The sequence below is a fragment of the Caldisalinibacter kiritimatiensis genome, assembly GCF_000387765.1.
GTDB lineage: Bacteria > Bacillota > Clostridia > Tissierellales > Caldisalinibacteraceae > Caldisalinibacter > Caldisalinibacter kiritimatiensis.
On sequence record NZ_ARZA01000122.1, the window covers coordinates 1 to 651 of the forward strand.

Annotated in this window: 1 protein-coding gene; it reads right to left on the reverse strand. The window is 26.1% G+C overall.

What is annotated here, in order from left to right:
• On the reverse strand, window positions 1–651 hold a 651-nt coding region (locus tag L21TH_RS05870; protein WP_205617963.1), incomplete at both ends, for a UPF0236 family transposase-like protein.

Consider the following 651-nt stretch of genomic DNA (forward strand, 5'->3'; position numbering starts at 1 on the left):
GTATTTTACACCTTTCGGTGGATTGGATATATTTATGTCTGACCTAAGCTTATAAAGTACTATACCTTCTTTGTTATTTACTATATAATTATATAAGTTTTCTAGTTTCTTCATCTTTTCTTCATTGTCATTGTTCTCTATCATTAGTTTTGTTATCATTTCTAAACTTTCTTCTATCTTACCATTACTTAATTTTTTTATTATTTTCTTTGCTTTTGTTTTATCTTCTACATTTTTAAGTACTGCTTGATTTCTGTGAAATGGATCTAATTGAAAATGTGAATTATCTTCATTGGCAACTTCTTTTATCCATTTTGCTCCATCACCATTTACTATCTTTGTTTCTATTTCATCTATGTTGTACTCTTTAGCTATCTTTGCTTCTCTCAGATTTTTAAAATCTTTGCTATTTCCAAAGCTTACATAGGCTTTTTTATTTTTTACTACATATCTATCTTTTTTCTCATGCTTTTTTTCCCAACCTTCATAAAAAATACCTAATTTTAATTCCTTCATCTCTTTCTTCTTTGACTTTTTATCTTTACCTTGCATATTTATCCAAAGTCCATCCATTTCTTCAAACAATACTTTTATTTCTTTTTTTCCTTGTAGTTTTTGATTCTTATTTAGTTGTATTTCTTTTTTCTCTTT